Below are 23056 nucleotides of genomic sequence, written 5' to 3'. Positions count from 1 at the left end.
AGGAGTGTCACGCCGTGCATGCCATCAGCTTTATCCAGGATCTGGCGGTGATCATGCTGGTTGCCGGTGTAGTCACCATCCTCTTTCATCGTCTCAAGCAGCCCGTCGTGCTGGGCTACATCGTCGCCGGCTTCATCATCGGCCCCCACACCCCGCCATTCGGCCTTATCCACGACGAAGACACCATCAAGACGCTCGCCGAACTCGGGGTGATCTTCCTGATGTTCTGTCTGGGCCTGGAATTCAGCCTCGGCAAGCTGTTCAAGGTGGGCGCCACGGCGTTCATCGCTGCGTTCCTGGAAATCGTCCTGATGATCTGGATCGGTTTCGAGATCGGCCGCTGGTTTGGCTGGAGCACCATGGATTCGCTGTTCCTCGGCGCGATCCTGGCGATTTCCTCCACCACCATCATCGTCAAGGCGCTCAATGACCTGAAGATGAAGAACGAGCGCTTCGCCCAACTGATCTTCGGCGTGCTGATCGTCGAGGACATCCTCGGGATTGGCATCATCGCGCTGCTCTCCGGCATCGCCGTCAGCGGTACGGTCAGCTCCGGCGAAGTGTTCTCCACCGTGGGCAAGCTGTCGCTGTTCATGATCGTCGCGTTAGTGATCGGCATCCTCCTGGTTCCGCGGCTGTTGGCCTACGTGGCGCGTTTCGAAAGCAATGAAATGCTGCTGATCACCGTGCTCGGCCTGTGCTTCGGCTTCTGCCTGCTGGTGGTCAAGCTGGAGTACAGCATGGTGCTGGGCGCCTTCCTGATCGGCGCGATCATGGCCGAGTCGCGGCAACTGGTGAAGATCGAGCGCCTGATCGAGCCGGTGCGTGACATGTTCAGCGCCATCTTCTTCGTCGCCATCGGCCTGATGATCGACCCGACGGTATTGGTGGAGTACATCTGGCCGATCGTGGTCATCACCATTGCGGTGGTACTGGGCAAGATGCTGTCCTGCGGCATGGGGGCCTTTATCGCCGGCAACGACGGCCGCACCTCACTGCGTGTCGGGATGGGTCTTTCACAGATTGGCGAGTTTTCCTTCATCATCGCTGCGCTGGGCATGACCCTGCAGGTGACCAGCGACTTCCTGTATCCGGTGGCCGTAGCGGTGTCCGCCATCACCACGCTGCTGACGCCGTATCTGATCCGTGCCGCCGATCCGCTGTCGATCAAACTGGCCAAGGTGGTCCCGAGCCGTTTGTCCCGGGTGCTGTCGTTGTATGGCGAATGGCTGCGCAGTATTCAGCCGCAGGGTGAAGGCGCGATGCTGGCATCGATGATCCGGCGCATCCTGTTGCAAGTCGGCGTCAACCTGGCGCTGGTGGTGGCGATTTTCTTCAGTGGTGGTTATTTCGCCGTTCAGATCGGGACCTATCTCACCCACTGGCTGCCAGATATCGGTCAGCAGAAGGCGCTGATCTGGGGCCTGGCCTTGCTGCTGTCGCTGCCGTTCCTGATCGCTGCGTACCGCAAGCTCAAGGCGCTGTCGATGTTGCTGGCGGAAATGGGCGTGAAGCCGGAAATGGCCGGCCGTCATACCCAGCGCGTGCGTCGGGTGATCGCCGAGGTCATTCCGCTGCTCTCGCTGCTGGTGATCTTCCTGCTGCTCTCGGCGTTGTCGGCGAGCATCCTGCCGACCAACGAGCTGCTGCTATTGATTGCCGTCGTGGCGGCGGGCGTGGTGGCGGTGCTCTGGCGCTGGTTCATTCGCGTGCATACGCGGATGCAGATCGCCTTGCTCGAAACCCTCGAGAACCAGAAAGAACATCATCATTGAGGCGCGCAGCGCAGTGGCCGGTCGCGCCACTGCGCCCAGGCCGCAGACCAGCCTTCAGCATGATTCACCCCCGGCAGGCGAACACTCTCGATGCACGCCGCAGGGCCCAATGCGCTGCGGTAGTGTTCATAGAGCGCTGGCGGCACCGTGCGGTCGTCCAGGCCGAGAAAGTGTCTCTGCGCGACCCGAGCTAGCCGTTCCGAGTGGTCCAGTGGTTCCAGCGAACCGTGCAGAGGGCTCAAGCCCAGGCTTTGCGTCCACTGGCGCGGGCTGAGGTTGCCGGCCAGGGTCTGCACCACCGCGATGTCATCGCGTTGTGCGGCGAGCAACAGCGCCAGTGCCGCGCCGCCGGAGTAACCAATCAGCTCGAAATCCCGATTGCCATAGTGCTGCCGAATACGGTCAAGGGCCTGGCCGAGGCTGTCGAGTGCCGCCTGGCCGAAACGCTGGTCGGTCCAGACCACGGGTTTGCACGCCGGGCTGCTGACGAACTGGCAAGGCCGCGCGAGATAGACGCTCGGTTGAGGATCGCTCATTGCCAGGCGGGCCAGCAACAGCGTGCGCGGGCTGGGGTCGAGGCTGGGTTGGGTTGCGGTAGCCCAGGCATGGCCGTCGCCTTCCAGATAGACACGCAAGCGACTACCGGAGGGGCGGGTTAGCGGGAGGCTCACAACGAGGGGAAACGGTCGGGACGACTCGAGGGTGACGCGGTGGGTGTGCTCGGCGCTCAGTTCCTGCAATTGCGTCAGAGGCGCCTGACAGCCTGCGAGCAGCATCAGCGTAAATGACAACAACCAACGAGGATGAATCGACATCGAAGACCCGTAAACGGCGAGGGGGCTTCCTGTGCGTGCGGGACGTATGTCCGAGGGGATGGAGCGGTAGCGACCCGCCACGCACAGGAAGACGCGGCGGATTCTACGAACATTGATGGCCAAGAGCCATTAATTTGTACAAGGGAATTGATTCAGCTTTCCAGCCAGACATCCCGCACCCAGTGCCACACCGACTCCCAGCTTTCTTCGGTGACGATCTCTTCCTCGCCGGACCACAGCACCACGGTGCCGTCTTCCTCGACGCAGTAGTAATCGTCGCCGTCCTGGCAGATTGGAATCAGGTCGCGCGGCACGCCGGCGTCCCAGGCGTTGGCGGCAACTTCCGGCAGGTAGGTATGGGATTGTGGATCGGTGACAGTCACCGGCTCCAGGCTGCCATAAACCACATCACTGACGGTCAGCAGGAATTCCTTGAAGACAAACGGAATGTTGATGAACAACTCTTCTTCGATTTCGACCAGTTGGTCTTCGTCGGGTAGCTCAAGCGGTACCGGTACCGGTTCGTTGGCCTCACGAAGCTGTTCGATGACTTCTTCCACGGTGCTTGTCCTCTGTGTTCTGACCTTTTCAAAGCGTTGCGCGTTATACCCTAGTAGGGCAGTGCGCTAAAAGCAAAACCCCGGGCAAGCCCGGGGTTTTTTCTGTGCAGCGCCTCAAGATCAGCCGTTCTGGCGGATACCTGCGACCAGCCAAGGCTGGTTCTCGCCTGGGGCGCGCTCCATGTTCCAGCTTTCGCTGAACACTTCGCCCTTGTCGAAACGCGAAGTCTTCGACACACCACTGAAGGTCAGGGTGGCGATGGTCTTGTCGGCACGATCGTCGACACCTTCGAGCTGCACTTGCAGGTCATCGATGTAGGTGGACTGGAAGGTGTCACCCAGATCGGCACGCTCCTGCTTGAGGAACTGCAGCATCTGCGGGGTCACGAACTCGGCGATCTTGTCCATCTCGTTGGCATCCCAGTGCTGTTGCAGCGACTGGAAGTGGCTGCGGGCAGCCGCCAGGAAGTTTTGCTCATTGAACCAGGCCGGGGCGTTGATCACCGGGCGGGCGGCCGCGGCAGGTGCGGAACCACCGAAGATCGACGGCTGGGCAGGCTGCTCGTAGGCTTCACGCTGATACGGCGGGTGGCCAGCGGCTGCCATTTGTGGCTGCTGTTGCTTGCGACGGCGCGCGGCGATGAAGCGGAAGACCAGGAACGCAATCAGCGCCATGATCAGAATGTCGAAGATCTGCATGCCTTCGAAACCATCGCCCATCAGCATGGAGGCCAGCAGGCCACCTGCGGCGATGCCGGCCAGCGGGCCGAGCCATTTCGAAGCGCCGCTGGCGGCGGCAGGAGCACGGCCTGGCGCGTTCGGGGTGGCGGCAGGGTTGGCAGGGGTGGCCTGACGGGCCTGGTGCGTCGGAGCGGCGCCCGAGCTCTTGCCGCCGCCGAAGCGCTTGGCGTTGGCGTCGAGGCTCATGGTGAGACCGATGCACAGCGCCAGGGCGATGCTTAGAAAACGTTGCATAGAAGGGTATTCCCGTTTGTGGATTACACGCGCGCCATGGTGCACAGGTTCCCTGACACATGACCAGCGACAACATGTTTCCATCTTTTGCCTGAAAAGTCTGACCGCCTACACAGCAAGCCGTGGGCCTTTCCTTCATCTATAGAAGGAAAGGCCCACGCCCATGGTCGGATTTTTCTCTTAGATGGCTTCGAGCTTGGCGTAGCCGAGCATCAGCCACTTGCTGCCTTCGGCGAAGTTCACCTGGACCCGGGCCTGGGCACCGGAACCCTCGAAGTTGAGGATGACGCCTTCACCGAATACCGCGTGCTGGACACGCTGACCGAGGTTGAAGCTGGTCTGCGGGATGTTGGCGTTGGCGAACAGGCTGTTGACGGTCTGTTTCTGCGCGCCGGAGAAGGGCCGGCTGACACTGTTGGACAGGCGCACTTCCTGGACCAGGCCTGCGGGGATCTCGCGTACGAAGCGAGAAACCTTGTTGTAGGTTTCACTGCCGTAGAGGCGTCGGGTTTCCGCGTAGGTCATGACCAACTGCTGCATGGCGCGGGTAATACCTACATACGCCAGGCGCCGTTCCTCTTCGAGACGGCCAGGTTCTTCCAGGCTCATCTTGTGCGGGAACAGGCCTTCTTCCATCCCCACCAGGAACACATGAGGGAATTCCAGGCCCTTGGCGCTGTGCAGGGTCATCAACTGGATGCTGTCTTCGTGCTCGTCGGCCTGGGCATCGCCGGCTTCCAGCGAGGCGTGACCGAGGAAGGCCGACAGCGGCGACAGGTCGGCATCTTCCTCGGCGCTTTCGAAGTTGCGCGCGGCGCTGACCAGTTCCTCAAGGTTTTCTACCCGTGCCTGGCCCTTTTCACCTTTTTCTTCCTGGTGATAGACGATCAGCCCGGACTGCTCGATGACGGTCTGGGTCATCAGGTGCAGCGGCATGTCCGTGACTTTGGCTGCGAGGTTTTCGATCAGCTCGATGAACGCGCCCAAGGCGCTCGCGGCGCGGCCCTTGAGGGCTTTGTTGGCGAGCAACTGGGCCATCGCTTCCCACATGGAAAGCTGGGCGTGGCGGGCATGTTCACGGATGGCTTCGACGGTTTTTTCGCCGATGCCCCGTGGCGGAACGTTGATGACCCGTTCCAGCGCGGCGTCGTTGCCACGGCCTTCCAGCAGACGCAGGTAGGCCATGGCGTTCTTGATCTCGGCGCGCTCGAAGAAGCGCTGGCCGCCGTAGATGCGGTAAGGAATGCGTTCCCGCAGCAGCGCCTCTTCCAATACCCGTGACTGGGCGTTGGAGCGGTAGAGGATGGCGATGTCGCTGCGGGACATCCCGGTCTTCAGCGCGCTTTCGATGGTTTCCACCACGTAGCGGGCTTCGTCGTGCTCGTTGAAGGCGGCGTACAGGCTCAGCGGTTCACCATCGCCACCATCGGTCCAGAGTTCCTTGCCCAGACGCCCGCTGTTGTTGGCGATCAGGGCGTTGGCGGCCTTGAGGATGCCGGCGGTGGAGCGGTAGTTCTGCTCCAGGCGGATCACTTCGGAGTCGGGGAAGTCGGTAGAGAATTGCTGGATGTTCTCGATCCGCGCGCCGCGCCAGCCATAAATGGACTGGTCGTCGTCGCCGACCACCATCAGGCTGTCGCCACCCTGGGCCAGCAGGCGCAACCAGGCGTACTGCACGGCGTTGGTGTCCTGGAACTCGTCCACCAGCAGGTGACGGAAGCGCCGCTGGTAGTGCTGCAACAGGCCGGGGCTGTCACGCCACAGGTCCAGGGCGCGCAGCAGCAATTCGGAGAAGTCGATGACGCCGGCGCGTTGGCAGGCGGCTTCGTAGGCTTCATAGATGCTGCGCATGGTGCCCAGGAACAGGTCGCCATTGACCTGGATGTGCTGGGGCCGCAGGCCTTCGTCTTTCTGTCCGTTGATGAACCACTGCGCCTGACGGGCCGGCCAGCGTTGCTCGTCGAGGCCGAGGTCGCGGATCACCCGCTTGACCAGGCGTTGCTGGTCATCGCTGTCGAGGATCTGGAAGTTCTGGTTCAGCCCGGCTTCCTGCCAGTGCGCGCGCAGCAAGCGGTGAGCCAGGCCATGGAAGGTGCCGACCCACATGCCGGCCGGGCTGATGCCCAGCAACTGCTCGATGCGGTGGCGCATCTCGGCGGCGGCCTTGTTGGTGAAGGTCACCGACAGGATCGAGTGCGGCGAGGCCCGCTCGACCTGGATCAACCAGGCGATACGGTGCACCAGCACACGGGTCTTGCCGGAGCCGGCACCGGCCAGGACCAACTGACGCCCGACCTGCGCGGCTACGGCCTGGCGCTGGGCATCGTTGAGGGAGTTCAACAGGAGAGAGAGATCATCGTGCATCCGCCCATTCTATGGGGGCAACCGAGCCATGGGCAAACCCGCCGGGGAAAAAGATGTGTCCGTCGACCGGCCGGTCATCGGGCGCAAGCCTTCGCCCGTGCGCTTGAGCGCTCGGCACGGAACAAAAGGATGGGAAAAGGGGGTACGAATTTATGACACAGAGCAGTTTGGCCTGAGCGGATGCTTGTGTATGCTCCGTCCACGTTTGCGGCTCACCATTACAAGAACATTGCCCATGACACTCGCATCTGGCCCCGCGAGCGTGCCAATCGAGGCGCGCCGAGGAATACGCAAGCAGTTCGCCACGCAGCTGGCGGTTGAGCGTACCCGTCTGTTGTATCAAGGTTCTCTGTTGCCGACGCTGTTCATGCTGCTCAACGGCCTGGTCTGCGCCTGGTTGTTGTGGAGCCCGCAGCGTTATCTGCTGGTGAGTATCTGGGTGGTGTGGCTGATGGCGCTGGTCGCCCTGCGGGTGATTCAGGTGGCCGCGTTCGACGCCGCCATGCCCGACCGCCAGGCGAAACCGACCTGGCGCCGGATGTTCCTCCTGGGCTCGGCCTTCAGTGGCTTGACGCTCGCCAGCGCGGCGATCGCGCTTGTTCCTGTGGATAACTTCGTGCAGCAGGCCTGGGTATTCGGCCTGCTCGGTGCCGCGACCCTCTCGGCCAGTGTGGCCTACGCCGTCAGTCTGCCGGCTTTCCTCAGTTTTGCCCTGCCATGCTTGCTGCCGCCGATCGTCTTCCTGTTCTGGACGGGTGATCAACAGCAGCAGGGCTGGGGGCTGCTTGGCCTGATTCTGTTAAGTGCGTTGCTGGTGGTGGCCTGGCAGGTCAATCGGCTGATCGAGCACAGCCTGTTGCGACGCTTCCAGAATCAGGCGCTGATCGAGCACCTGCAAGCCGCCCACACTCGCAGCGAACGGCTCAACCAGGCACTGGCCGGAGAAGTCGAACAGCGCCGCGGGGTCGAGGAGCAATTGCGTGAAGCCCAGACGGGGCTGGAGCACCGCGTGTTCCAGCGCAGCGCCGAGCTGGACGCCGCCAACCAGGCCTTGAGCAAGAGTGAGCAGCGTCTGGCTCAGGCGCTGGAGGCGAGTGAACTGGGTCTGTGGGACTGGAACCTGCAAACCGACGAGGTCCATCACACCCAGCTCATGGAGCTGTTCGGCCTCAATCCCGACGCTGTCAAAGCGATGCTAGTGCATCTCAAGCCGCGCCTGCACCCTGACGACGTGCCGGCACTGAGGCGGACGCTGGTGGAACACCTCAAGGGTCGTACCGACGATTACCGTATCGAATATCGCTTCCGCCACAACCTGGGCCACTGGTGCTGGATCGAAGACCGCGGTCGCGCCGTGGAGCGCGACAGCAGTGGTCGCGTAATAAGGATGATCGGCACCCGCCGCGACATCAGCGCGCGAAAAGCACAGGAAGAACAGCAACGGCTGGCAGCGACGGTGTTCGAAGCGGCCAGTGAGGGGATCGCCATTCTTGGCCCGGATTACCAACTGCTGGCGCTGAACCAGGCGTTTTGCCGGATGACCGGTTACAGCCGCGAAGAACTGCTGGGCCGCAACGCCCTGGAATTGCCCTGCAGCCTCGATGCGCGGCGGCACTACGGGGCGATCGACCAGGCGTTGGAGCAGCAGGGGCGTTGGCAGGGCGAACTGGTCGAAGCACGCAAAGACGGTTCGTTGTACCCGCAATGGTTACAACTGAACGGTGTTTGCGACAATCGCGGCAATATCAGCAACGTTGTCGGCTTCTTCAGCGATCTTTCCGAGCGGCGCGAATCCGAGGAGCGTCTGCGCTACCTCGCCCATTACGACGAACTCACCGGCCTGGCCAACCGCGCGCTATTCCGCCTGCGCCTGCACGAGGCGGGGCAGCGCCTGCGCACGAGCGGCCGTAGCCTCGCGTTGATGCATATCGATCTGGACCGCTTCAAGCTGCTCAACGACAGCCTTGGCCACGAAGTCGCCGACCAGTTGCTCAAGCAGATGGCCATGCGCATCGGCAACGCGATGCCCGAGGCCGACACCGTGGCCCGGCTGTCCGGTGACGAATTCGCGGTTCTGTTCGATGGTTACAGCAATCTGTCGAGCCTGGTCCGGGTTGCCACCCGGCTGCTGGACAAGCTGCGGGTGCCGGTGCGGGTCGATGGTCATGAGCTGGTGATCAGCGCTTCGGTGGGAATTGCGCTGCTGTCCGACATGACCCTCGAACTGAACCAGTTGGTCAGCCAGGCGAACATGGCCATGCAGCATGCCAAGCACCTTGGCGGCGACAACTTCCAGTTCTATACCGAGAGCCTGCAGGCCAGCACCCTCGACCGCCTGCAACTGGAAAACCAGTTGCGCAAAGCCATCGAGGAGCGGCAACTGGAGGTCTACTACCAGCCCAAAGTGTGCCTTGCCAGCGGTCACCTGCACGCCGCCGAGGCGCTGGTGCGCTGGCATCACCCGGCCATGGGGATGGTGCCGCCGGGGGATTTCATCGGCCTTGCGGAAGAAACCGGACTGATTGCGCCCATGGGCGAATTCGTTCTGCGTCAGGCCTGCTGGCAGGCCTGTGAATGGCAGCGTCAGGGGCTGGCCCCGATTCGCGTGTCGGTGAACCTGTCGGTCTATCAGTTGCGCCAGGGCAAGCTGGTCAGCCTGGTGCGCCAGGTGCTCGAGGAAACCGGGCTGGAGCCGCAGTTGCTTGAGCTGGAACTGACGGAAAGCCAACTGCTGGACAGTGTCGAGCACATCATCGCGATCTTCCAGCAGTTGCATGAGCTGGGCGTGAAGCTGGCCATCGACGATTTCGGCACGGGTTATTCCTCGCTCAGCTACCTGAAGCGCTTCCCGGTGGATTACGTGAAGATCGACCAGACGTTCATCCGCGGCCTGAGTGAAGGCAGCGAAGACGCCGCGATCACCCGCGCGATCATTGTCATGGCCCACAGCCTGGACCTGCAGGTGGTGGCCGAGGGCGTGGAAACCCTTGAACAACTCAAGTTCCTGCGCGAACAGGGCTGCGACGAGGTCCAGGGCTATCTGATCAGCCGCCCCGTCGAAGCCGCCACGCTGGCGCGGCTGCTTCAGGAAGACGCGGTCTGGTAGGCATTAGCCGTGCCAGGCGCGTCCGTGGCGGGCCAGCAGGCTGTGGGCCTGCTCGGGGCCGTTGGTGCCGGCGTGGTAGGGGCGCGGTGTCTGGAAGTGCTCCTGCCAGCCATTGAGGATCGGGTCGATCCAGGCCCAGGCCGCCTCTACCTCGTCACGACGCATGAACAGCGTCGAATCGCCATCCAGCACATCCAGCAGCAAACGCTCGTACGCCTCCCAGCGCCGTGTCTGGCCGAACACCTGGGCCAGGTTCAGGTTCAGCTCAACCGGTTCCAGGCGCATGCCCTTGCCCGGCGTCTTGGTCATCATCTGCAGGCTGATGCGCTCGTCCGGCTGTAGCTGGATCAGCAACTGGTTGGCGCGGTCGTCCTCGAACAGCCGATGTGGCACGGGCTTGAACTGGATGACGATCTGCGACGAGCGCTTGGCCAGCCGCTTGCCGGTGCGCAGGTAGAACGGCACGCCGGCCCAGCGCCAGTTGTTGATGTGGGCTTCTACGGCGACGAAGGTCTCGGTGTCGCTGTCATTGTCCACATCCTTCTCGAAGTAATAGGCCGGTACTTCCTGGCCGCCGATCTTGCCGGCGCTGTACTGGCCGCGCACGGTCTTGTCCTGGACGTCCTGGTCGGTGATTGGCTTGAGGGCGCGAAGGATCTTCACTTTCTCGTCGCGTACCGCTTCGGCCTCGAACTGCGCCGGCGGCTCCATGGCCACCAGGCAGAGCAGTTGCAACAGGTGGTTCTGCAGCATGTCGCGGGTGGCGCCAGCGCGGTCGTAGTAGGCGCCGCGATTTTCCACGCCGAGGGTCTCGCAGACGCTGATTTGCACGTGGTCGATCTGGTTGGCGCGCCAGACGGGTTCAAGCAGCGCGTTGGCGAACCTCAGGGCCATGAGGTTCTGCACCGTTTCCTTGCCCAGGTAGTGGTCGATGCGGAACACCTGGGATTCGTCGAACACCGCGCCAATCGCACTGTTGATGGCGGTGGCCGATTCCAGCGAGTGGCCGATGGGCTTTTCCAGGACGATGCGCGATTCGCTGTCCACCAAACCGGCAATGTGCAGGTGGGTGACGATGGGCACGAACAGGTTGGGCGCGGTGGCGAGGTAGTAGATACGGGCCAGGCCACCGGGCTCGCCGAGGAAATGCGCCAGGCGGCCGAAATCGGCGCTTTGCGAGGCGTCCATGGAGAAGTAGTCGAGGCGGGTGGAGAAGCGGTGCCAGGTGTCTTCGTCGAAGTCGTTGCGGGCGATCTGGGCGCGGCAACGGCGCTCTGCAAGTTTTTGAAAACTATTGCGCGGCATGGGGCTTCGGGCTAGCGCGACGATCCTCACCGCAGGGTGCAGGCGAGCCTCGCGAAACAGGTGGTAGAGCGCTGGAAGCAGTTTGTGCAGGGCCAGGTCACCGGTACCGCCGAAGACCAGAATGTCACAAGGAATAGTCAATGCCACCACACTCCTGATTCGTTTAGCTGGGCGGTTCGCTGGTCATGTAGTATAACTACAAGATTGCTACAACCGGCCAGCCGATCATAACCGAGTCCCGCCATTGAATCTGTTGCAACACATCGCCCAGTCGCGCCACCTGCTACGCAAATCGGAACTCAAGGTTGCCGACCACGTATTGCTTGACCCTGCGGCGGTCATGCACAGCTCCATGGCTGATCTGGCGCACAACGTTGGTATCAGTGAGCCGACCATCGTGCGTTTCTGCCGGGCGATTGGCTGCTCGGGCTTTCAGGACCTGAAACTCAAGCTGGCACAGAGCCTCGCGGCCGGTGCCAGTTTCGGTCAGTTTGCCATCCATGAAGATGACTCGGTCGCCGACTACAGCCTGAAAATCTTCGACACCACCCTGCACACCCTGATGGAAGTGCGCGAGAACCTCGACGCACAAGCCCTGCAGCGCGCGGTGACTGCCATGGCGCAGGCCCAGCGTGTCGAGTTCTATGGTTTCGGCGCTTCCGGTGCGGTGGCGGCCGATGCCCAGCACAAGTTTTTCCGCCTGCTGCTCAGCGCGGCGGCGTACTCCGACCCGCACATGCAAGCCATGTCGGCGGTAACCCTCAAGCCCGGCGACGTGGCGGTGTGCATTTCCCAGTCCGGTCGTTCCAAGGACCTGCTGATCACCGCGAACCTCGTGCGTGAAAGCGGCGCCACGCTCATAACCCTCTGCCCGAGCCAGACGCCTCTGGCCGAGCTGTCGACGGTCAACCTGGCCATCGATGTCCATGAAGACACCGAAATCTATACCCCGCTGACCTCGCGTATCGCTCACCTGGTGGTGATCGACGTGCTGGCCATGGGCGTGGCCATGGCCCGCGGTCCGAGCCTGGTCAACCACCTCAAGAGCGTCAAGCGCAGCTTGCGCAGCCTGCGGTTGTCGCCCAAGTCACTGAAAAACGTGGAAGATTAAGCTACAAGAAAGCACGTTGACCCTGCGACCCTGCTTTTTCTTGCGGCTTGCAGCTTGTAGCTTGCCACTGCATTTAACGCCTCTGTCACCCGCTCGCCGTCAAACCGTCAACTTTGCCAGTCAGGCTGAAACTCCCGCACTCGATCAGGGAGATATGCAATGGCTCGTGAACTCGATGGCTCGTATCAGCCCAGCGCCAAATCCCGTAAGCAACAGGAAAAAGACCTGCGCCGCATGGAGTATCGCCGCGCGATCGAAAGCTACTGCGAGCAGCGCCGCCTGCTCCAGGACATCACCGACTACCCCGACCTGCAAGCCGTCAATCTGTGGCAGGTATCGGCGGCAGAACCCCAGAGAAACGCTCAACAAGCGCGCTGATCTGCACACGTTCGCTGCGAATGAACGCAAGAAACGCCAAGGCCACCGGCGACTGCCGCTTGGCCTTGGATTGCACCACGCACCAGCTCCGATACAGCGGCAGTTCTTCCACCGGCAGCTCGCGGAGGACGCCGGTCGCCAACTCCATATTCAACGCATGACGGGTCAGCAGGGCGATGCCCAGCCCGGCAATCACGCATTCGCGCTGGGCGTCGGCCGAGGCCACTTCCAGCGTCTGGGTGAAGTGCACGCGCTTTTCCTTGAAGTACTCCTCGCAGGCCTTGCGGGTGCCGGAGCCTTGCTCACGCACCAGCAGCGTATGCGGCTCCAGATCCTGCAGGCGCAAGCTGTCCAGCTTGCACAGCGGGTGGTCGGGTGGGGCGACGGCAACGATCGGGTTGTTGAGGAAGGGCAGAAATTCCAGGCCCATGTCCTGCGGGACCATGGACATGATGATCAGATCGTCACGGTTGTCGGAAAGGCGCCGGATCGCCTGGGCGCGGTTGACCACCGTGAGCGTCAGGTTGACCTCGGGATGGAGTTTCTTGAACGCCGCGAACAAGTGCGGCACGAAGTACTTGGCGCTCGACTCGACCGCCAACTTCAGTTGGCCCTGCAACGAGCCCTGCATGTCGGAAAGCTGCATGTCGAGGCTTTCCAGGCGGCCGAAGATGTCCCGGCTGGCGCGCTGCAGAGCCTCGGCGGCTTCGGTGAGGTAGAGTTTCTTGCCGACGTACTCGAACAGAGGCTGGCCCACCAGTTCTTCGAGCTGGCGGATCTGTAGACTAACGGCGGGTTGCGTCAGCGCCATTTCCTCTGCGGCGCGGCTGTACGAGCGCAAATCGCACACTTCATTGAAGATCTGCAATTGACGCAATGTCATACGCATCAATGACTTACGCATGTTATCCCCAGCCCGTGGCAAAACCTTGTAACAGCACTATAAGCTTTTGCTAATGGAGCCTCTAACAAATATTGATTTTTGTTTATTCACCTACAGCGCTAGGGTGTTTGTGCGACTGGCCAGCTAGCTCTGGTCACGCGCCGACCGGCAGAGCCCGGTCGTTTGTCCAGCGGCTTTGGGAAGAATCCAGTGATAAAAAAAATCCTGATCGCCAACCGGGGTGAAATCGCAGTTCGGATCGTGCGGGCCTGCGCCGAAATGGGTATCCGCTCCGTGGCGATCTATTCCGACGCCGACCGTCACGCCTTGCACGTCAAGCGTGCCGATGAGGCTCACAGCATTGGTGCCGAGCCCCTGGCCGGTTACCTGAACCCGCGCAAGCTGGTGAACCTGGCTGTGGAAACCGGCTGCGATGCACTGCACCCGGGGTATGGTTTCCTGTCGGAAAACGCCGAACTGGCAGATATCTGCGCGGAACGTGGGATCAAGTTCATCGGCCCGGCCGCCGAAGTCATTCGCCGCATGGGCGACAAGACCGAAGCCCGCCGCAGCATGATCAAGGCCGGCGTACCGGTTACGCCTGGCACCGAAGGCAACGTTGCCGACATCCATGAGGCCCTGCAGGAAGGTGAACGCATCGGCTATCCGGTGATGCTCAAGGCCACGTCTGGCGGCGGCGGCCGCGGGATTCGTCGCTGCAACAGCCGCGACGAACTGGAACAGGCCTTCCCCCGGGTCATTTCCGAAGCCACCAAAGCCTTCGGTTCGGCGGAAGTCTTCCTGGAAAAGTGCATCGTCAACCCGAAACACATCGAAGCCCAGATTCTTGGCGACAGCTTCGGCAATGTGGTGCACCTGTTCGAGCGCGATTGCTCGATCCAGCGCCGCAACCAGAAGCTGATCGAGATCGCCCCGAGCCCGCAACTCACCCCGGAACAGCGCGCCTACATCGGCGACCTGTCGGTGCGCGCGGCCAAGGCGGTCGGTTATGAAAACGCCGGTACCGTGGAGTTCCTGCTCGCCGATGGCGAGGTGTACTTCATGGAAATGAACACCCGGGTGCAGGTGGAGCACACCATCACCGAGGAAATCACCGGCATCGACATCGTTCGCGAGCAGATCCGCATTGCCTCGGGCCTGCCGCTGTCGGTCAAGCAGGAAGACATCCAGCACCGCGGATTTGCCCTGCAATTCCGGATCAACGCTGAAGACCCGAAGAACAACTTCCTGCCCAGCTTCGGCAAGATCACCCGTTACTACGCGCCCGGCGGTCCCGGCGTGCGCACCGACACGGCGATCTACACCGGCTACACCATTCCGCCGTACTACGACTCCATGTGTCTGAAACTGGTGGTCTGGGCGCTGACCTGGGAAGAAGCCATGGACCGCGGCCTGCGCGCCCTGGATGACATGCGTTTGCAGGGGGTCAAGACCACTGCCGCGTACTACCAGGAAATCCTGCGCAATCCGGAGTTCCGCAGCGGCCAGTTCAACACCAGCTTCGTGGAAAGCCATCCGGAACTGACCAACTACTCGATCAAGCGCAAACCCGAAGAGCTGGCTTTGGCCATCGCCGCCGCCATCGCCGCGCATGCAGGCCTGTGAGGAACCCATAATGTCCAAGAAAATTTTCGTAACCGACACAATCCTGCGCGACGCCCACCAGTCCCTGCTGGCCACCCGCATGCGCACCGACGACATGCTGCCGATCTGCGACAAGCTCGACAAAGTCGGCTACTGGTCGCTGGAAGTCTGGGGCGGCGCGACCTTCGACGCCTGCGTGCGCTTCCTCAAGGAAGACCCGTGGGAGCGCCTGCGCAAACTGCGCGCGGCGTTGCCCAACACCCGCCTGCAAATGCTCCTGCGCGGCCAGAACTTGCTGGGCTACCGCCATTACAGCGATGACGTGGTCAAGGCGTTCGTCGCCAAAGCTGCGGTCAACGGCATCGACGTCTTCCGCATCTTCGACGCAATGAACGACGTGCGTAACCTGCGCGTGGCCATCGAAGCGGTGAAGGCCGCCGGCAAGCATGCCCAGGGCACCATCGCCTACACCACCAGCCCGGTTCACACCATCGACGCCTTCGTCGCCCAGGCCAAGCAAATGGAAGCCATGGGTTGCGACTCCATCGCGATCAAGGACATGGCCGGCCTGCTGACCCCGTACGCCACCGGCGAACTGGTCAAGGCGCTGAAAGCCGAGCAATCGCTGCCCGTGTTCATCCACTCGCATGACACCGCCGGCCTGGCTGCCATGTGCCAGCTCAAGGCGATCGAGAACGGCGCGGATCACATTGACACCGCCATCTCCAGCTTCGCCTGGGGCACTAGCCACCCGGGTACCGAATCGATGGTCGCCGCGCTCAAGGGCAGCGAATTCGACACCGGTCTGGATCTGCAACTGCTGCAGGAAATCGGCCTGTACTTCTACGCTGTGCGTAAGAAATACCACCAGTTCGAAAGCGAATTCACCTCGGTCGACACCCGTGTTCAGGTCAACCAGGTGCCCGGCGGCATGATTTCCAACCTGGCCAACCAGCTCAAAGAGCAGGGCGCGCTGAACCGCATGAACGAAGTGCTGGCGGAGATCCCGCGAGTCCGTGAAGACCTCGGCTTCCCGCCGCTGGTGACCCCGACTTCGCAGATCGTTGGCACCCAGGCGTTCTTCAACGTACTGGCCGGCGAGCGCTACAAGACCATCACCAACGAAGTGAAGCTCTACCTGCAAGGCGGCTACGGCAAGGCGCCGGGCGTGGTCAGCGAGCAACTGCGTCGCCAGGCCATCGGCAGCGAAGAAGTGATCGACGTGCGTCCGGCGGACCTGCTGAAGCCGGAAATGACCAAACTGCGCGCGGACATCGGCGCTCTGGCCAAGTCGGAAGAAGACGTCCTGACCTTCGCCATGTTCCCGGATATCGGGCGCAAGTTCCTCGAAGAGCGCGAAGCCGGCACCCTGACCCCAGAAGTGCTGCTGCCGATACCGGAAGCTGGCGCCGTGGCCTCGGCCAGCGGTGAAGGCGTGCCAACCGAGTTCGTCATCGATGTGCACGGCGAGACCTACCGCGTCGACATCACCGGTGTGGGCGTCAAGGCCGAAGGCAAGCGTCACTTCTACCTGTCCATCGACGGCATGCCGGAAGAAGTGGTGTTCGAACCGCTCAACGAGTTCGTCGGCGGTGGTGGCAGCAAGCGCAAGCAGGCCACTGCACCGGGCCATATCAGCACCACCATGCCGGGCAACATCGTCGATGTCCTGGTCAAGGAAGGCGATACGGTCAAGGCCGGTCAGGCAGTGCTCATCACCGAAGCGATGAAGATGGAAACCGAAGTGCAATCGCCGATTGCCGGCAAAGTCACCGCCATCCACGTTGCCAAGGGCGACCGGGTCAACCCGGGCGAAATCCTGATCGAGATCGAGGGCTGATCAAGCCCTCGGCAGTAAACGGTTAACCTCATGGGGAGCGAATTGCTCCCCTTTTTTTCGTTTGATTATATGCATTTAAATGCAGAAAATCGTATGAGCCTTGAAAATATCTGCACTTAAATGCAGAAAATTTACCTATTAGGCCTCAGAATTTGCACTATATTGCAGATCAGATGCTTTAGCTGAGAGAGGCCGATATGTACCCGTTGACCCTCCAATTGTTCGCCCAAAGCGAGTGGCAGGACGCCATGACTTTGACCTTCTCTCAACCAGAAGACGGTTTTCAGAGTCCTTGCCAATTCGCTTACACCTCGGCCTATGTGAAATCCAATCTGGACGCCTACCAGACCACCCTCGACAAGGCCGTCAGCGCCGCGCTACCGGTGGATTTCGATACTCATCAATCGAGAAAGGCGCCGGCCTTTCTCTATGACATCGCACCCTCAGGAGCGGCCAAGCGCTTTTTGCTCAAACACATTGGGCGAGAAAAGCCGGAGACGCTGGCTGACGACATCTTCTTGCTGACGCGCAGCACGCCGGCACCGATTGGCAATCTGCGCATCAAGGAATCGGCCGAGGCCCTGGATACCAGCGCCCCGATGGGGTTCAGCTTCGAGGATGTCGTCAGTCGCGATCAGCGCTTTCTTGAATATGCCTACGAGCAGGGCGCGGCTATTGGTGGGGCGACGGGGGCGGGGGGCGAGGCGCCCAAGCTGCTGCTGACAGAAGGGCGGGACGGGCAGCTCTATCCGGATGCGGTGCTGAATGACGAGGACGCTGCCTGCCACTGGTTTGTGAAGTTTTCTCGTAACCAGGCGCTAGGCAACGATCAGACCATCTTGCGTGCCGAACACCTCTACTACACGGCGCTGCAACGCCTTGGTATCGACACGGTAGCCACTGCCGAACTGGACCTGAAAGAGGCCGATAAGCCCAGCCTCTGGATGAAGCGCTTTGACCGCCGGATCGGTGCTTCCGGTGTTGAGCGATTGGCGGTGGAGTCGGTGTATTCGCTGGCGGGGGTGACCGAGCCGGGTAGCCGAATGGATCATCTGGAGGTTATCCAGAGGCTCGCCGCCCTGTGGATAAATGCCGGGCAGAAGGATCAGGTGCCTGATCTGGTGGCGGAATATTTGCGCCGTGATCTGATCAACAAGATTCTCGGCAACTCCGACAACCATGGGCGCAACACGGCGATTATTCGTGGCAAGGACGCGCTGCGGCTGGCGCCGATCTATGACCTTGCGCCCATGGTGATGGACGCTGAGGGCATCACCCGGACTACCAAGTGGTCCTCGCCCGTGGAGCGTGGCGGGGAGGTTGATTGGCGTGCGGCCTGTCAGCTTCTCAAGCCTCTGGTGAATCCGGATCAGGTGTTTGAAACATTGCGCCAAGATGCCCGTGGCTTGCTGGCGTTACCCGATCTTCTGTCCGGGCTGGGTTTGTCGGACGCCGTCATGAATCACCCGGCGATCGCTTTGAAAAACCTTGAACAACGCATGAAGGACTGGGAGTTGCTATGACGGTTTCGATCGAGATTCGAGGGTTGCTGATCGAAAGCGTAATGGCGGGTATCGCCGATGGCTCACTGGAATTGGGTGCCGCCGTGCGTCGGTTGCGGGTCGAAGTCGCCAAGATGCAGCAAACCCAGTTTGCGAAGATGTGCAAGATTTCGGTGCGGACCCTGATTCAGATTGAACAGGGCGAAGGGAACCCGACACTCAATTCGCTGAATGCCGTGTTCCGGCCGTTCGGTTTGCAGATGGGGGTCATGAGGCGGCCGGATCGGTTGCGCTGAGTGAGCAGCCAAATCGCTGGCGCCACCCACGTTTACCGCTGATACCCCTTCCCGTAATACCGCTCCAACCGCGCCTGCACCAGTTCCAGGGCAAACGACAGCAGCCAGTAGATCAGCGCCGCGGTCGTGAGCATTTCCAGATAGCGGTAGCTGGAGCGCCCGTAGGACTGCGCGAGGAACATCACTTCCCACACGCCCATCACCGAAATCAACGATGAATCCTTGAGCATCGAGATGAACTGGTTGGCCCCCGGCGGGATGATGGTGCGCATGGCCTGGGGCAGGGTGACGTGCCAGAAGATGGTCGCCGGCCGCATGCCCAACGCCAGTGCCGCCTGACGCTGGCCCTGGGCCACGCCGAGGATGCCGGCGCGGAAGATTTCGCTCAGGTAGGCGCCGTAGTTCAGCGACAGGGCAATGATCCCCGCAGTGATCGCGCCCGGCACCAGGCCGATCTGCGGCAGGCCCAGGTAGAGCAGCATGATCTGGATCAGCAGCGGTGTGCCGCGGAAGAACGAGGTGTAGAAGCTGGCAATGCCCAGCAACACCGCGCTGTGCGACAGCCGCGCCAACGCGGCGGCGAAGCCCAGCACCACCGAGCAGACCATCGAACACAGGCAGAGGAACAGGGTCAGCGCGGCGCCTTGCAGGAAGCCGTTGGGGCCGAGTTTGAAGCCGGCCAGATTGGGAAACTTCTCAAGGATGATCGAAAACTTCAGATCAAAACTCAGGAAGAAGCCCACGAATACCAGTAGCAGGACCAGCCAGGTCAGGTAGAGCCGGACGCGAAAGCCCGGCAGCGGCAAGCCCGCGCGGGTTTCGGCGGGCTTTGGCGGCAGTTGTTGTTGAGCGCTCATTTACTGATGTCGGCGCCGATCCACTTCTGCGAAATGCGCGTCAGGGTGCCGTCCTGCTTCAATTGCGCGAAGACATCGCGAACCTTGGCATCCCATTCAGCGTCGCCTTTCTCGATGGCCACCGAGTTCGGCTCCTCATAGAGCGCCGCGCCGGCCAGTTTGAAGCGCTTGTCCTGATCCAGGCGTGGCTTGGCAGTGACCAGGTTGGTGAGGATGGCATCCAGGCGCACGCCGGCGCCCAGGCCGAGATCCTGGAAGGCGACGTTGTCGGTGTCGTACGGGGCGATCTGCACCGCTTCGAAGGGGTACTCAAGCTTGGTGTCTTCGGCGCCTTCGATCACCAGGTTCTTGTTCAGGTAGCTCTCGTAGCTGGAGGCGCTGGTCAGGCCGACTTTCAGGCCGTCGAGGTCCTTGGCTGAGTGAATGCGCTCGTCCTTGGCGTTGACCACGATCACTGCGGGCGAGGCGTAGTACTCGACCGGGAAGGCGAACACCTCGGCGCGGGCCTTGCTCGGGGTCATGGAGCAGATGCAGATGTCGTAGCGACCGCTCCAGCGTCCTGCGGCGATCACGTCCCAGGACGGCGTTTCCAGGCGCAATTTCACACCCAGCTTGTCAGCCACAGCCTTGGCCACATCGACATCGAAACCATCCAGCTGGTTCTGTTCATTGAGGAAGGAGAACGGCGGATAGCTTTCCATCAGCACGTTGACCAACTCTTTGCGGGACTCCACACGGTCCAGGGTGGCACCGGCGAAGGCTTGGGTCGCAGTCAGAGCCAGCAGGCCCGCGCCTAGCAGAGAAGATAATTTCATAGGAATCACCGGAAAAAGTTGTAAGACAAAGCGTGCGATGTATTAGATAGTTATAACAATAGAGGCACTAATACGTTTTATTTATATCTTTAGAAGCAGGTGTTATATGGGCGAAAAGGCTTTGGTCATTCTTGATGGCGGCATGGGCCGGGAGCTTCAGCGCCGTGGGGCGCCGTTCCGGCAGCCGGAGTGGTCGGCACTGGCATTGAGCGAGGCGCCGGAAGCGGTGGTGGCGGTGCACCGGGCCTATATCGAGGCGGGTGCCCAGGTCATCACCAGCAACAGCTATGCGGTGGTGCCTTTCCATATTGGCGAAGAGCGTTTCAAGGCCGAGGGCCGCGCCCTGGCCAGCACTGCCGGGCAACTTGCTCGCGTGGCGGCGGACGCCGGACCGCAAGCGGTGCGCGTGGCCGGGTCGCTGCCGCCGTTGTTCGGCTCTTATCGTCCCGACCTGTACGAGGCTGAACGCGTCGGCGACGTGCTGACGCCGCTGGTTGAAGGTCTGGCCGAACACGTTGATCTGTGGCTGGCGGAGACCCAGAGCGCGATCGCTGAAGTGCAGGCAATCCGCGCCGGTCTTCCGCAGGACGGCAAGCCGTTCTGGGTGTCGTTCACGTTGCAGGATGAGGATGTCGATGAGGTGCCGCGGCTGCGCTCCGGTGAGCCGGTGGTCGACGCCGCCGAGGCTGTTGCGGCCTTGGGCGTGGAGACCCTGCTGTTCAACTGCAGCCAGCCAGAAGTGATTGGTGCCGCCATCGACGACGCCATCGCGACCTTCAAGCGCCTGGGCGTGGAGATTGCCGTTGGCGCCTACGCCAATGCTTTCCCGCCGCAGCCAAAGGACGCCACCGCCAACGATGGCCTGGACGAATTGCGCGAAGACCTCGACCCGCCCGGTTACCTGCACTGGACCCAGGACTGGCGCCAACGTGGCGCCAGCCTGCTGGGCGGATGCTGCGGGATTGGCCCGGAGCACATCGCGCTGTTGGCCCAGCGTTTGAAGTAACGCCTTACGGCGCGGCGCGGCAGGCTTCCAGCGTTCTGAGTTGACCCTCGGGACGCTGGTTGTCTTCGCTCAGCCAGCGCTCGAAGCCGGCGGCAATCGCCGGCCACTCGTCATCGAGGATCGAATACCAGGCCGTGTCGCGGTTCTGGTCCTTGACCACCATGTGCTGACGGAACACCCCCTCGAAGCTGAACCCGAAACGCTCCGCAGCACGTCGCGAGCGGGCGTTGGCGTTGTTGCACTTCCATTCCAGTCGGCGGTTGCCCAATTCGAAGGACAACTTGCCCAGCAGATAGACCGCTTCCGTGCCCTTGGGCGTGCGCTGCATCGCCGCGCCGAAGGCGATATGGCCGATCTCGATGCGACCGTGCGCCGGGACAATGGACATCAGGCTGAGAATGCCTTGCACCTGGCCGCTGGCCAGGTCTACGACGCTATAGAACAGCGGGTCGCGGCTGCTGGCGTTGTCTTCCAGCCAGCGGTCGAACGGCGCGCGCTCGCTGAAAGGCCCATAAGGCAGGTAGTCCCACAGCAGGCCATCGGCGCCCGGCCCCTGGAGTACCTGCCAGAGATCATCGCCGTGCCGGCGCGGGTCGAGTTTCTCCAGGCGGATAAAGCGTCCGGTCAATGGCTCCGGGTGCGGCTCCGTGGCGGGTTTCCAGTTCAGATTCGTACTCATGAGAAGGCTCCGTCTTACAGCGGCTTGCGGAACTGGATGAAGCCCGGACGCTCGGCGACCTGCTCGTACAGGGAAATGGCCGTAGCGTTGGTTTCGTGGGTCAGCCAATGCACCTTGGCGCAGCCAGCTTCGCGGGCGACGGCGTAGACGTGCTCGATGAGCTCGCGGCCGACGCCCTTGCCGCGCTGGCTGCCGTCAACGTAGAGGTCCTGCAGGTAGCAGGAGTTTTCCACAGACCAGTTGGAGCGGTGGTAGATCCAGTTGACCATGCCCACGGCCTTGCCATCGACCCAGGCCAGCGCCGAGTTGGTGGTTTCGGCCGGGTCGAGCAGGCGCTGCCAGGTCACCTGGCTGACGTCGTCGGGCAGGCGGGTTTCATAGAAATGCAGGTAGGCCTGCCACAGTGGCAGCCAGGCGGCGTGATCGGCGGCGGTAACCGGACGGATCTGAACGGTAGACATGTGGCACGTTCCTTCAAGGTTGCTGCATCAGCGCAGCGAGTTGGTTGTCCAGTGGGTCGGGGCTGGCGGTCAGGCCGTCGCGCACGCCGTCGTGGTCGAGGGGTGAACGGTTCTGGCTGAGCTTGCGGTTGCTCTGCAGGCGCTCGATGGGCACGGCGAAACCGACGATGGCCTTGAGCATGCCCTGCAGATAATCGGCCGGGGCGTCGTCCACCGACCAGGGACGCTTGCGGCCCTGCTCATGGCGGTCGCTCAGGCGCCGGACGATATCCAGCAGCGGTTCGGCTTCATGGTAGACGCGGGGCGTGCCCCAGGCGTGCACCGCTGTGTAGTTCCAGGTCGGGACGGTCCGCGGGTCCTCGGCCTTGCTCGGGTAGAAGCCCGGGCTGACATAAGCATCGGTCCCAGGAAACACCACCAGCACCTCGGCACCGCGCTCCAGTTCCTGCCATTGCCGGTTGCCCCGAGCCAGGTGCCCGTAGAGCGTGCCATTGGGGCCTTCATCGGGATTCAGCAGCAGCGGTACATGGCTGGCTTGCAGGCCCTGCTCGCCCTGGGTGATCAGCACCGCCAGGCGGGTGTTCTCGATGTGCTGGAGCTGGCGTTGCAGGTCGACGTCTTTGAAAGCGCTGGGTGAGAACATGGCAAAGTTTCCTTGGCGAATGGACTCATCCTAGGCAGGCTATTGGTCTAGTGTAAGAGCCATTTCAGGCTAATTTCCTG

At 61.9% G+C, this 23056-nt stretch carries 20 protein-coding genes; 9 read left to right on the top strand and 11 right to left on the bottom strand.

The window, feature by feature from the left end:
- Positions 1 to 14: 14 nt before the first annotated feature.
- Positions 15 to 1775 (top strand): cation:proton antiporter, encoded by a 1761-nt coding sequence (locus DM374_RS10890; protein WP_110969825.1) that lies wholly within the window; start codon positions 15 to 17, stop codon positions 1773 to 1775.
- Here DM374_RS10890 and DM374_RS10885 read toward each other — a convergent pair.
- The 4 genes from DM374_RS10885 to uvrD all read right to left on the bottom strand — a co-directional run bounded on the left by DM374_RS10885 (position 1769) and on the right by uvrD (position 6489).
- A complete protein-coding gene (locus tag DM374_RS10885) occupies positions 1769 to 2590 on the bottom strand; it encodes an alpha/beta hydrolase (RefSeq protein WP_225422476.1) in 822 nt (273 codons plus the stop codon). The genes DM374_RS10890 and DM374_RS10885 overlap by 7 nt on opposite strands.
- A 152-nt stretch (positions 2591 to 2742) precedes the next feature.
- Complete coding sequence (locus DM374_RS10880) at positions 2743 to 3150, bottom strand: SMI1/KNR4 family protein (RefSeq protein ID WP_095158893.1); 408 nt, start codon at positions 3148 to 3150, stop codon at positions 2743 to 2745.
- Positions 3151 to 3270: 120 nt separating this feature from the next.
- Positions 3271 to 4125: a Tim44 domain-containing protein gene (locus tag DM374_RS10875; protein WP_110969824.1), complete on the bottom strand. Its 855-nt coding sequence runs from the start codon at positions 4123 to 4125 to the stop codon at positions 3271 to 3273.
- Between the two features lie 180 nt (positions 4126 to 4305).
- A complete protein-coding gene (gene uvrD, locus DM374_RS10870) occupies positions 4306 to 6489 on the bottom strand; it encodes a DNA helicase II (protein WP_110969823.1) in 2184 nt (727 codons plus the stop codon).
- A 235-nt stretch (positions 6490 to 6724) separates the two neighbouring features.
- Between uvrD and DM374_RS10865 the strand changes: the two genes are divergently transcribed.
- The gene (locus tag DM374_RS10865; protein WP_110969822.1) at positions 6725 to 9595 is read left to right on the top strand and encodes a putative bifunctional diguanylate cyclase/phosphodiesterase; all 2871 of its coding nucleotides are present in this window, start codon (positions 6725 to 6727) and stop codon (positions 9593 to 9595) included.
- Between the two features lie 3 nt (positions 9596 to 9598).
- On the opposite strand, the gene zwf is transcribed toward DM374_RS10865, so the two are convergent.
- Positions 9599 to 11041: a glucose-6-phosphate dehydrogenase gene (zwf, locus tag DM374_RS10860; RefSeq protein ID WP_095158897.1), complete on the bottom strand. Its 1443-nt coding sequence runs from the start codon at positions 11039 to 11041 to the stop codon at positions 9599 to 9601.
- A gap of 103 nt (positions 11042 to 11144) precedes the next feature.
- Here zwf and hexR point away from each other — a divergent pair, with 103 nt between their 5' ends.
- On the top strand, positions 11145 to 12011 hold the full coding sequence (gene hexR, locus DM374_RS10855; protein WP_095158898.1) for a transcriptional regulator HexR: 867 nt from the start codon (positions 11145 to 11147) through the stop codon (positions 12009 to 12011).
- Between the two features lie 159 nt (positions 12012 to 12170).
- A complete protein-coding gene (locus DM374_RS10850; RefSeq protein WP_095158899.1) occupies positions 12171 to 12389 on the top strand; it encodes a PA3496 family putative envelope integrity protein in 219 nt (72 codons plus the stop codon).
- Here the strand turns inward: DM374_RS10850 and DM374_RS10845 are convergent.
- Entirely contained in the window at positions 12331 to 13278 is a 948-nt protein-coding gene (locus tag DM374_RS10845; protein ID WP_175653128.1) for a LysR family transcriptional regulator, read from the bottom strand. The two genes, DM374_RS10850 and DM374_RS10845, sit on opposite strands and share 59 nt — an antisense overlap.
- 204 nt (positions 13279 to 13482) lie before the next feature.
- On the opposite strand from DM374_RS10845, the gene DM374_RS10840 reads away from it, so the two are divergent.
- From DM374_RS10840 to DM374_RS10825, 4 genes are all read left to right on the top strand, one after another.
- Positions 13483 to 14898 (top strand): acetyl-CoA carboxylase biotin carboxylase subunit, encoded by a 1416-nt coding sequence (locus DM374_RS10840; protein WP_110969821.1) that lies wholly within the window; start codon positions 13483 to 13485, stop codon positions 14896 to 14898.
- A 10-nt stretch (positions 14899 to 14908) separates the two neighbouring features.
- Entirely contained in the window at positions 14909 to 16717 is a 1809-nt protein-coding gene (oadA, locus tag DM374_RS10835; RefSeq protein ID WP_110969820.1) for a sodium-extruding oxaloacetate decarboxylase subunit alpha, read from the top strand.
- Positions 16718 to 16914: 197 nt separating this feature from the next.
- Entirely contained in the window at positions 16915 to 18240 is a 1326-nt protein-coding gene (locus DM374_RS10830; RefSeq protein ID WP_110969819.1) for a type II toxin-antitoxin system HipA family toxin, read from the top strand.
- Positions 18237 to 18515: a helix-turn-helix domain-containing protein gene (locus DM374_RS10825; protein ID WP_095158903.1), complete on the top strand. Its 279-nt coding sequence runs from the start codon at positions 18237 to 18239 to the stop codon at positions 18513 to 18515. Before DM374_RS10830 ends, DM374_RS10825 begins: the two co-directional genes overlap by 4 nt.
- 32 nt (positions 18516 to 18547) lie before the next feature.
- Here DM374_RS10825 and DM374_RS10820 read toward each other — a convergent pair whose 3' ends face one another.
- Complete coding sequence (locus DM374_RS10820) at positions 18548 to 19372, bottom strand: amino acid ABC transporter permease (RefSeq protein WP_110969818.1); 825 nt, start codon at positions 19370 to 19372, stop codon at positions 18548 to 18550.
- Positions 19369 to 20187 carry a transporter substrate-binding domain-containing protein gene (locus tag DM374_RS10815; protein ID WP_095158905.1) on the bottom strand — a complete coding sequence of 273 codons (819 nt, stop codon included), beginning with the start codon at positions 20185 to 20187 and terminating at the stop codon, positions 19369 to 19371. The genes DM374_RS10820 and DM374_RS10815 overlap by 4 nt, the downstream gene beginning before the upstream one ends.
- Positions 20188 to 20293: 106 nt before the next feature.
- Between DM374_RS10815 and DM374_RS10810 the strand changes: the two genes are divergently transcribed.
- A complete protein-coding gene (locus tag DM374_RS10810; protein WP_110969817.1) occupies positions 20294 to 21193 on the top strand; it encodes a homocysteine S-methyltransferase family protein in 900 nt (299 codons plus the stop codon).
- Between the two features lie 4 nt (positions 21194 to 21197).
- Here DM374_RS10810 and DM374_RS10805 read toward each other — a convergent pair whose 3' ends face one another.
- From DM374_RS10805 to DM374_RS10795, 3 genes are read right to left on the bottom strand one after another with little or no spacing between them, the layout of a single operon-like run.
- Entirely contained in the window at positions 21198 to 21872 is a 675-nt protein-coding gene (locus tag DM374_RS10805; RefSeq protein WP_110969816.1) for a GNAT family N-acetyltransferase, read from the bottom strand.
- Between the two features lie 14 nt (positions 21873 to 21886).
- Positions 21887 to 22333 (bottom strand): GNAT family N-acetyltransferase, encoded by a 447-nt coding sequence (locus DM374_RS10800; RefSeq protein ID WP_110969815.1) that lies wholly within the window; start codon positions 22331 to 22333, stop codon positions 21887 to 21889.
- Positions 22334 to 22346: 13 nt separating this feature from the next.
- Positions 22347 to 22976: an FMN-binding negative transcriptional regulator gene (locus DM374_RS10795; RefSeq protein WP_110969814.1), complete on the bottom strand. Its 630-nt coding sequence runs from the start codon at positions 22974 to 22976 to the stop codon at positions 22347 to 22349.
- Positions 22977 to 23056: the final 80 nt, after the last annotated feature.

Source organism: Pseudomonas huaxiensis (assembly GCF_003231275.1).
GTDB lineage: Bacteria > Pseudomonadota > Gammaproteobacteria > Pseudomonadales > Pseudomonadaceae > Aquipseudomonas > Aquipseudomonas huaxiensis.
The sequence above is the reverse complement of the archived record's forward strand: the minus strand, read 5'-3'. Positions and strand labels throughout refer to the sequence as shown.